Here is a 9,228-nt window from a genome sequence, read left to right as displayed (position 1 = left end):
GGTGCCGTAGCCGACGAGCACCGCGCCGCCGGCGTCAGGCTCCGGCGCCGCCGCGGGGGCGCCGTGCTCGCTGCGGCCGACCGAGGCATCCGCCCCGCCCGCCGCCGTGATCGTGATGATCGGCGCGCCCACCTCAACGGTGTCGCCCTCGGCCGCCAGCAGTTCGCCGACGGAGCCCTCGAACGGCGACGGCAGCTCGACGAGCGACTTCGCGGTCTCGATCTCGACGAGCACGTCGTTGACGGCGACCGTGTCGCCGGGGCCGACGCGCCACTGCACGATCTCGGCCTCGGTGAGCCCCTCCCCCACGTCGGGGAGGACAAACGTCTGCGTGCTCATCGGGTCTCCTTCGGTCGCCGCATCCCTCGCCGCATCCTCCCGGCGAGAGTACATCTGGTGGACGAAAGCATGGTTGGTTGCCTACCTCTCGTCCATCAGGTGTTCTCTCGCGGTCATGGGGGCGGGGTCAGAAGGCGAGGGAGCGGTCGACGGCTTCGAGGATGCGGTCGGGGTCGGGCAGGTACGCGCCCTCGAGCTTGGCGGGCGGGAAGGGCACGTCGAACCCCGACACCCGCAGCACGGGGGCCTGCAGCGCGAAGAACGCGCGCTCCATCACGGTCGCGGCGACCTCCGAGCCGAGCGACGTGAAGCCCGGGGCCTCCTGCGCGTAGACCATGCGGCCGGTGCGGCGCACCGAGTCGAGGATCGGCCCGTAATCGACCGGCGACAGCGACCGCAGGTCGACCACCTCGCACGACGTGCCCTCGCTCTCGGCGAGCGCGGCGGCCTGCAGCAGCGTCGTCACCATCGCGCCGTGGCCGACGAGCGTGACATCCGTGCCCCGGCGCACGAGCCGCGACGCGTGCAGCGGCAGCGCGCGAGCGGAGGCATCCACCTCGCCCTTCATCCAGTACTTGCTCTTGGGCTCGAGGAAGACGACCGGGTCGTCGGAGGCGATGGCGTCCTGGATCATCCAGTACGCGTCGTTGGGGGTGGATGGCGAGACCACCCGCAGGCCGGCGGTGTGCGTGAAGTACGCCTCGGGGCTCTCCTGGTGGTGCTCGACCGCGCCGATGTGCCCGCCGTACGGGATGCGGATCACCACCGGCATGCGCAACGCGCCCTCGTGCCGGTTGGTGAGCTTGGCCAGCTGCGTCGTGATCTGGTCGAATCCCGGGAACACGAACCCGTCGAACTGGATCTCGCACACGGGCCGGAACCCGCCCATCGCCAGCCCGATCGCGGTGCCGACGATGCCCGACTCGGCCAGGGGCGTGTCGAGCACGCGGCGGTCTCCGAACTCGGCGTGCAGGCCCTCGGTGACCCGGAAGACGCCGCCGAGCGGGCCGATGTCCTCGCCCATCAGCAGCACGCGGTCGTTCTCCGCCATCGCGCGGCGCAGCCCCGCGTTCAGCGCGCGGCTGAACGCCATGGATGCCGGCGGCGCCTGCTCATCGCGTCCCGCCACGCGGGACGGCCCATACTCGGTCATGCGCCCGCTCCCTGGTCGAACGACGCCTCGTACTCGGCGAGCCAGCGCCGCTCCTCCTCGACGAGGGAGTGCGGCTCGGCGTACACGTGCTCGAACATCGAGTCGGCCTCGATCGTGCCGAGGGCGTTGGTGCGCTCTCGCGCGTCGTCGGCGACCGCCTGCGCTTCGGCGTCGACGTCGGCGAAGAACGCGTCGGAGGCGCCGCGGCCGCGCAAGTGCGCGCGCATGCGCGCGATCGGGTCGCGCTCGGCCCACGCGTCCTCCTCGTCGGACGTGCGGTACTTCGTGGGATCGTCGCTGGTCGTGTGCGCACCCATCCGGTAGGTGACCGCCTCGATCGCGCGCGGACCGCCGCCCGCCCGCGCCTCCTCAAGTGCCGCTCGGGCCACCGCCCAGCTCGCGAGGACGTCGTTGCCGTCGACCTGAACGCTGGGCATGCCGTAACCCTCGCCGCGACGGTAAAGCGGCACGCGCGACTGGGTGGAGACGGGCACCGAGATCGCCCACTGGTTGTTCTGCAGAAAGAACACCTCGGGCGTCTGGTAGCTCACAGCGAACACCATCGCCTCGTGCACGTCGCCCTGGCTCGACGCGCCGTCGCCGTAGTAGACCATCACGGCCTCGTCGCGCTCGGGGTCGCCCGTGCCGCACTTGCCGTCGAGCACGAGCGCCATGCCGAGGCCCGTGGCGTGCAGGGTCTGCGATCCGAGCACCAGCGTGTAGATGTGCGTGTTGCCGTTCTTCGGGTCGTACGGGTTCCACCCCCCGTGCGTGAGCCCGCGCATGACACGGAGGATGTTCACGGGGTCCACGCCGCGAATGCGGCACACGGCGTGCTCGCGGTAGGAGGGGAAGATGTGGTCCTGCGGCCGCGCGGCGCGGGCCGAGCCGACCTGCGCCGCCTCTTGGCCGAGGCTGGGCGGCCACAGCGCGAGCTGGCCCTGCCGTTGCAGATTCGTCGCCTGGCGGTCGAAAGCGCGGATGATGACCATGTCGCGGTAGAACCCCTCGACATCGGCATCAGCGAGCCCGTCGACGGCCGCGAGGTAGGGCTCGGCGGCCGGTGTCGGGGCGACGGTTCCGTCGGCCGCGAGGATGCGGACCACGGCGGGGTCGTCGTGCAGAGTCACCGTTCTACGCTAGCCCTCGCCCGGAGTGCCCCTGTGGAAGGCTTTCCACAACGGATGCCGCGATCCGTAGGACCTTCTCCACAGACTCCTCTTCGCCCACGGAGACGCGGACGCCCTCGCCCGCGAACGGTCTCACGATGAGCCCGCCCTCCTCGAACGCCGCGGCGACCGCCGCCGTCTCGTCGCCCGCAGGCAGCCACACGAAGTTGCCCTGCGCGGCGGGCACGCGCCATCCCCTCTCGCGCAGCCCTACCACGAGACGGTCACGGCGCTCGGCGATGACCGCGACGCGCTCGCGCAACTCCGCCTCGGCGTCGAGGCTGGCAAGGGCCGCCTCCTCGGCCTGCGCCGTGACAGAGAGGGGGATGGCGGTGCTGCGCGCCGCGTCGAGCACGCGGGGGTGGCCGATCGCGTAGCCGATCCGCAGCCCGGCCAGCCCGAACGCCTTCGAGAAGGTGCGCAGGAACAGCACGTTGTCGCGCCCCGTGCCGATCAGGCGTATGCCGTTTACGGCATGCGGGTCGGTGACGAACTCGGCGTATGCCTCGTCGAGCACCACGAGAACGTCGTCCGGCACGTCGTCGAGGAAGGCGTCGAACTCGGCCTGCGTCACGATCGGCCCGGTCGGGTTGTTGGGGCTGCACACGATGACGGCCCGCGTGCGGTCGGTGATCGCGGCGGCCATCGCGGCCAGGTCGTGCCGAGCGTCGGCGGTCAGGGGCACCTGAACGGGCCGGGCGCCGGCGACGAGGGCGAGCCCGGGGTAGGCCTCGAACGACCGCCACGCGTAGACGACCTCGTCGCCCGGGCCGCTCACCGCGGCCAGCAGCTGCGCGATGATCGACACGCTGCCCGCGCCCACGTGCACGCCGTCGACGGCGACGCCGTAGCGCGCGGCGAGCGCCTCGCGTAGCCGCGTGGCCGCGGCATCCGGGTAGCGGTTCACGTCGACGCGCGCGCGCAGCCGCTCGACCACGCTCGGCAGCGGGTCGAACGGGTTCTCGTTGCTGGAGAGCTTGAACGCGTCTGCGCCGGCCTGCCTGCCCTGCCGGTACGGTGGCAGGGCGGCGATCTCGGGGCGGACGCGGACAGGGATGTCGGTCACGGTCCGAGTCTACGGACTCGTAGCCGACGCGGTCAGAGATCGAGCAGGTCGAGCGCCTGCACCTTGCGGTGGGCCACGAGCGAGTCGAGGATCACGCAGCTGCGGGTGCGAGTGACGGCCGGGCAGTTCGCGATCTCCAGGAGCACTTCCTGGAGATGGCCCGTGCCCCGCGCCGCGACGCGGCATCGCACATCAGCGTCTCCCGTTGTCGAGAAGGCTTCGATCACCTGCGGCATGGCGAGCAGTGCCTCCCGAATCTCAGACAGCCGGCCCTGCACCACTTCGAGCTCCACCCAGGCCTGCACCTCGAACCCCATCGAGGCCAACTCGAGCTGCGTCTCTCGGCCGACGATGATGCCGCTGTCCCACAGGCGGTCGAGCCGGACACGGAAGGTCGTCCGGGAGACGCCGACGTGTTCGGCAAGCTCGCCGAGCGTCGCGCGGGGCTGGTCGCGGAGCGCTCGAAGTATGCGGCGATCGAGGTCGTCTATGACCTGTCGAGATTCGCGCATGAAGGGCCACTCTCCTTCCCCGCAACGGACTCCCGCGGCCACTGTGCTCCCAGAACTCTATGCGAAATCGCGAGTGCGTTCTCGCGGCCGCAGCATCACGACCCCGGTGCTGGCCGCGTCCGCCGTGCACGCAAAAGCTTGCACTGTGGGAAGCGCTTGTGTACTCTCGCGATCAGAACGGCTACTAAACACGACTATCTGGTTATTTTTGGGAAGCAATATGTCACACCGTGGCGCAATTCAGAAGGTCGCATCCTGTGCGCGGCCTCCGCGAGGCGGTGCGTGCTGTGCGTAATCGGACGGGACGTGTGCTCGTCACCGGCGCGGCATCCGGCATCGGGCACGCCATCGCCGAGTGGCTGGAGCGAGCCGGGACCGAAGTGGTGCGCCTCGACCTCAACGCCGCGGCGGGGGTGCGGGCGTTCGATGTCACCTCCGAGTCCGACTGGGACGCGCTGGACGGCGCCGGCGTGACGGGCCTCGTGCACGCGGCCGGCGTGCGTGGACGCAGTCCGATCGCCGAAACGAGCGTGGCCGCATTCCGGAAGACGTTCGACACGAACGTGCTCGGAACGTTCCTGGCGCTGCGATGGGCGGCTCGGCAGACGGCTGCGGCGTCGCCGCTTGCGGTCGTCACGCTGTGCTCGGCCGTGATCAGCAAGACGGTCGAGGACCAGGCCGCCTACAACGCGTCGAAGGCGGCTATCGCCGCCCTCACGCGCTCCGCCGCGCGCGAGCTCGCGCCCGCCGGCACCCGCGTGAACGCGATCGCGCCGGGCTCCGTGCTCACGCCGATGACAGAGGCCGGGTGGTCCGACGACGAGCACGCCCGGCGCATGCGCACAGAGATCCCCGCCGGTCGCCCGGGCAGTCCGGACGAGGTCGCGGCGGTCGCCGCATTCCTGCTTGGTGACGACAGCGCGTACGTCACCGGCGCGGTGTGGCAGGTCGACGGGGGCTGGACGGCGTGAGAGCCCGACACAGGACGAACAGAGAGGTGAACAGATGAGCTACGACCCGTATGCGGCGCTCCCGGCGGTGCCCGCCCTCGCGGTCACATCGGCTTCGTTCGAAGACGGGGCGCGCCTGCCGCTGGCCCAGGTCGGCGGCATGCTCGGCACGGGAGGCGGCGACTGCTCGCCGCACCTGGCGTGGAGCGCCGTTCCGCAGGGCACGCGCAGCATCGCGGTGACCTGCTTCGACCCGGACGCGCCGACGGCAAGCGGGTTCTGGCATTGGGCGGTGTGGGGCATCCCGGCCGACACTGTCGAACTCCCCGAGGGGGCAGTCGTGCTCGACACGCTCGGAGCCGGGCTCCCGACAGGCGCCTCCGTCCTGCGCAACGACGCCGGCTTCGCCGGCTTCGTCGGCGCCGCTCCGCCTCCCGGCCACGGCGACCACCGCTACATGTTCGTCGTGCACGCGCTCGACATCGACGACCTCGCCCTCGACGCGGCCGCGTCCCCCGCTCTTCTCGGCTTCCACATGTTCGGCCACACGCTCGCCCGCGGACGCATCACCGGCACCTTCGGGCACTGACACTCACGACGACCCAACTGTCCGACGACTTCGCGGACTGTCCCGCAGGATCCCGGCGACGGGCTCCGCAACCTGAAAGAAGCGCACATGTCCGACAATCAACGGGATCGTATCGGCACGGACACCGTCCGCATCGTCACCGCTGACGGCCGCGTCGTCCGACGCGCGACCCTCGCCGGCGCGATCGGCTCCTTCGTGGAGTGGTACGACTACGGCATCTACGGACTGCTGACGACCTTCCTGGCGGTCAACTTCATGAACGGGGTCAGCGCCACCGATCTCATCCTGACCAACGTCGGCTTCCTCGTCAGCTTCGTCGCGCGGCCCTTCGGCAGCGTGGTCTGTGGGTTCCTCGGCGATCGGCTCGGCCGCCGCAACCTGCTCGCGATCCTCCTACTGCTCATCTCCGGCTCGACCACCGCCGTCGGCCTCATCCCCTCGGCCTCCGTCATCGGCGTCGCCGCGCCGATCCTGCTCTTCTCGCTGCGCGTCCTGCAGGGCTTCTCCGCGGGCGGCGAGGTGGCCGGCGCCGCATCGTTCGTCGGCGAGTACGCGCCCGACTCCCGTCGGAACTTCCTGATGAGCTTCATCCCGGTCGGCTCCTACGTCGCGCTGATGGTCGGCAGCGCGCTGTCCGCGTCGTTGATCGCGATCGCCGGCGAAGAGGCGATGACCGCGTGGGTGTGGCGCATCCCGTTCCTGGCGGCGGCGCCGCTGGGCTACATCGGGTTCTACATCCGCCGCAAGATGGAGGAGACGCCGTACTTCGAGGCATTGCGCGAGCGCAACGCGGTGGAGCGCAACCCGCTTGTGGCGGCGTTCACCTCCGCTCGACACCTCAAGGCCATCGCCATCACGATCTTCCTGCCCGCCTTGAACGGCCCGGGCTACTATCTGCTGTTCATCTACATGCCCACCTATCTGAAGACGTCGTTGGGCGAGGAGCGCAACTTCTCGTCGCTGCAGGCCCTGTGGGTGACCGCCATCAGCCTCGTCGCGATCTCGATCGCCATCCCGTTCGCCGCGCGTCTGTCCGATCGATTCGGGCGCAAGGTGCTGCTCGCGTTCTCCTCCGTCGCCATGGCGATCGTCGCGTTCCCCATGTTCCTGCTCATCACCAGCGGCGAGTTCGCGCTGGCGTGCATCGGCACCATCGTGCTGGCGATCGCCTTCGCCGGCCACACGGGCGTCGTGCACACGGTGCTCACCGAGATGTTCCCGACGACTGTCCGCTACAGCGCCTACAGCATCGGGTACAGCATCTCGACGATCATCTTCGGCGGCAGCGCGCCCCTCGTGATGACAGCCCTCATCCAGGCCACGGGCAGCAGCCTCATCCCGGCTTTCGCGGCCGTCATCTCCGCCGTCATCTCGCTGGTCACGCTGCTGTTCGTGAAAGAGACGAAGGGGCAGCCGCTGAAGTCCGTGTAGCCTTTGGCGGCGCTGTGGAGCACGGCCGGATGGAGACTGATACCATTTTGGTATGGCTATGACGCTCCGCCTCCCCGCAGAACTCGACGCCCGCCTCGAGGCGCTCGCCCGAAAGCGCGGCACGTCCAAGCACGCGCTCGTGGTCGAGAGCACGAGGATTCTCGTCGACCTCGAGGTGAAGACCGACCTCGCGGTGGAGATCGCGTCCGACGTGCGCACTCGCTATGCCGAGCTGTTGCGCCGCCTCGAAGACGCATGACGGTCTATCTCGACCTTCCCCAGGCTGCCGCCATTGCGGCCGACATGGGCCTGCATGTGCGCGACCTCGGTCTGCTCAGCTCGGCCATCGCCCGCCCCGAGAGCGCGATGTTCGGCGTCGAGGCGTATCCCGACCTCGGCCGCAAAGCCGCCGCGATGTTCTCGTCGCTCGCCCAGAACCATCCGTTCTTCGACGGCAACAAGCGGTTCGCGTGGGTGGCGACGCTGACCTTCCTGGAGCTGAACGGGGCCGTGGTCGACATGCCGACCGGCGAGGCGTTCGAGCTCGTCCTCACCGTCGCGCAGAGCGCGATCGGGCTCGACGAGATCGCGGCGGCGCTCGCCGCGCGCACGGTTCGCGCCTGACCCTCAGCACCCCGTGCAAGACTGGCCGAACTATGGGCTTCATCATCCGAGTCGTGGTCAACGCCTTCGCCATCTGGGTCGTCTCGCTCATCCCGGCGCTCGCCGTGTCGGTCATCGCGTTCCCGCCGGGCGAGACCCTGCAACTGGTGCTGGCGCTGCTCGCGGTCGCCGTCGTGTTCGCGATCGTGAACACGATCGTCGGCACCGTGATCAAGATCCTCGCGTTCCCGCTCTACATCCTCACGCTGGGGCTGATCTCGCTCGTCGTCAACGGGTTCCTGCTGTGGCTGACCGCGTGGCTCACGCACTGGTGGAACTGGGGCCTGCGCGTCGACAGCTTCTGGTGGGGCGTGGTCGCGGCCTTCCTCATCTCGCTCATCAACTGGATCTTCGGCATCATCCTGCGCCCCCAGCGACAGCGGAAGCGGGACTGAGGCGATGGCCGACGCACACCGGGCGGCGCGGCCCGTCATCGTCGACTGCGATCCCGGCCACGACGACGTGTTCGCGCTGTGGCTCGCCGCCGCGCACCCGGGCCTCGAGCTCCTCGCCGTGACGACCGTCGGGGGCAACGTGCCGCTCGCGCACACGACTCACAACGCCCGCGTCGCGCTCACCGTCGCCGGTGTGGCAGGAGTCCCCGTCGCGGCGGGCGCGGCCGGCCCGATCGCGCGCGAGCTGCAGACGGCGGAGTGGATCCACGGCGAGAACGGGCTGGGCGGCCCCGAGCTGCCCGAGCCGACGGTGCCGCTCGACCCGCGCTCGGCGACCGAACTCATGGCCGACACGCTGCGCGCCGCGGCCGAGCCGGTGACGATCGTGGCCACCGGGCCCATCACGAACGTCGCCGTGCTGCTGCGCGACCGGCCCGACGCCGCCGCGCGCATCCGCGAGATCGTGTGGATGGGCGGATCCACCGGCCGCGGCAACGTGACCCCGTACGCGGAGTTCAACGCGTGGGTCGACCCCGAGGCCCTGGCCGCGGTCGTGGCCTCCGGCATCCCGTTCACGATGGTCGGTCTGAACGTCACCCACACCGCGCTCGTCACCCCCGCGGTGCGCGCGCGGCTGGCGTCGGCGGACACGGCGACCGCGGTCTTCGGCGGCGAGCTGCTCGAGTTCTTCTGCCGCACGAACGACGAGGTCTTCGGCCTGCCCGACGGCCCGCTGCACGACCCGGTCGCCGTGGCGGCGGTGGCTGAGCCCGACGTCGTGGCGCGCGTGCGCACCCGACTGGATGTCGAGCTGGCCGGCGCCGAGACATCCGGAGCGACGTGCGTCGACCTGGACGGCGTGCTCGGACGCGAGCCGAACGCGTGGGTGGCGACCGGGCTGGATGTCGACCGCTTCTGGGACTCGATCGCCGCCGCCATCGCGCGACTGCGCTGACGCCGG

12 protein-coding genes are annotated in these 9,228 nt (G+C 70.3%); 7 read left to right on the top strand and 5 right to left on the bottom strand.

What is annotated here, in order from left to right:
* The 5 genes from QM611_RS04175 to QM611_RS04155 form a co-directional block, all read right to left on the bottom strand.
* The coding region (locus tag QM611_RS04175) for a biotin/lipoyl-containing protein (RefSeq protein WP_415078642.1) at window positions 1-339 on the bottom strand (339 nt) is incomplete at its 3' end.
* Between the two features lie 127 nt (window positions 340-466).
* Complete coding sequence (locus QM611_RS04170) at window positions 467-1,432, bottom strand: alpha-ketoacid dehydrogenase subunit beta (protein WP_415078644.1); 966 nt, start codon at window positions 1,430-1,432, stop codon at window positions 467-469.
* A 56-nt stretch (window positions 1,433-1,488) separates the two neighbouring features.
* The gene (locus QM611_RS04165) at window positions 1,489-2,622 is read right to left on the bottom strand and encodes a thiamine pyrophosphate-dependent enzyme (RefSeq protein WP_415078641.1); all 1,134 of its coding nucleotides are present in this window, start codon (window positions 2,620-2,622) and stop codon (window positions 1,489-1,491) included.
* 4 nt (window positions 2,623-2,626) lie between these two features.
* Window positions 2,627-3,727, bottom strand: a complete 1,101-nt coding sequence (locus tag QM611_RS04160) for a histidinol-phosphate transaminase (protein ID WP_415078640.1) — start codon at window positions 3,725-3,727, stop codon at window positions 2,627-2,629.
* A 32-nt stretch (window positions 3,728-3,759) separates the two neighbouring features.
* A complete protein-coding gene (locus QM611_RS04155) occupies window positions 3,760-4,239 on the bottom strand; it encodes an Lrp/AsnC family transcriptional regulator (RefSeq protein ID WP_415078639.1) in 480 nt (159 codons plus the stop codon).
* Between the two features lie 287 nt (window positions 4,240-4,526).
* On the opposite strand from QM611_RS04155, the gene QM611_RS04150 reads away from it, so the two are divergent.
* From QM611_RS04150 to QM611_RS04120, 7 genes are all read left to right on the top strand, one after another.
* Window positions 4,527-5,210: an SDR family NAD(P)-dependent oxidoreductase gene (locus QM611_RS04150; protein WP_415078638.1), complete on the top strand. Its 684-nt coding sequence runs from the start codon at window positions 4,527-4,529 to the stop codon at window positions 5,208-5,210.
* Between the two features lie 34 nt (window positions 5,211-5,244).
* Complete coding sequence (locus tag QM611_RS04145) at window positions 5,245-5,778, top strand: YbhB/YbcL family Raf kinase inhibitor-like protein (protein ID WP_415078637.1); 534 nt, start codon at window positions 5,245-5,247, stop codon at window positions 5,776-5,778.
* 87 nt (window positions 5,779-5,865) lie between these two features.
* Complete coding sequence (locus QM611_RS04140; protein ID WP_415078636.1) at window positions 5,866-7,209, top strand: MFS transporter; 1,344 nt, start codon at window positions 5,866-5,868, stop codon at window positions 7,207-7,209.
* A gap of 52 nt (window positions 7,210-7,261) precedes the next feature.
* The gene (locus tag QM611_RS04135) at window positions 7,262-7,468 is read left to right on the top strand and encodes a ribbon-helix-helix protein, CopG family (RefSeq protein ID WP_415078635.1); all 207 of its coding nucleotides are present in this window, start codon (window positions 7,262-7,264) and stop codon (window positions 7,466-7,468) included.
* Window positions 7,465-7,833, top strand: a complete 369-nt coding sequence (locus tag QM611_RS04130) for a type II toxin-antitoxin system death-on-curing family toxin (RefSeq protein WP_415078634.1) — start codon at window positions 7,465-7,467, stop codon at window positions 7,831-7,833. Before QM611_RS04135 ends, QM611_RS04130 begins: the two co-directional genes overlap by 4 nt.
* A 32-nt stretch (window positions 7,834-7,865) precedes the next feature.
* The gene (locus QM611_RS04125; RefSeq protein ID WP_415078633.1) at window positions 7,866-8,267 is read left to right on the top strand and encodes a phage holin family protein; all 402 of its coding nucleotides are present in this window, start codon (window positions 7,866-7,868) and stop codon (window positions 8,265-8,267) included.
* A gap of 4 nt (window positions 8,268-8,271) precedes the next feature.
* Complete coding sequence (locus QM611_RS04120) at window positions 8,272-9,222, top strand: nucleoside hydrolase (protein WP_415078632.1); 951 nt, start codon at window positions 8,272-8,274, stop codon at window positions 9,220-9,222.
* The last annotated feature ends 6 nt before the right edge of the window (window positions 9,223-9,228 follow it).

This window comes from Microbacterium sp. (assembly GCF_047606685.1).
GTDB lineage: Bacteria > Actinomycetota > Actinomycetes > Actinomycetales > Microbacteriaceae > Microbacterium.
The sequence above is the reverse complement of the archived record's forward strand: the minus strand, read 5'-3'. Positions and strand labels throughout refer to the sequence as shown.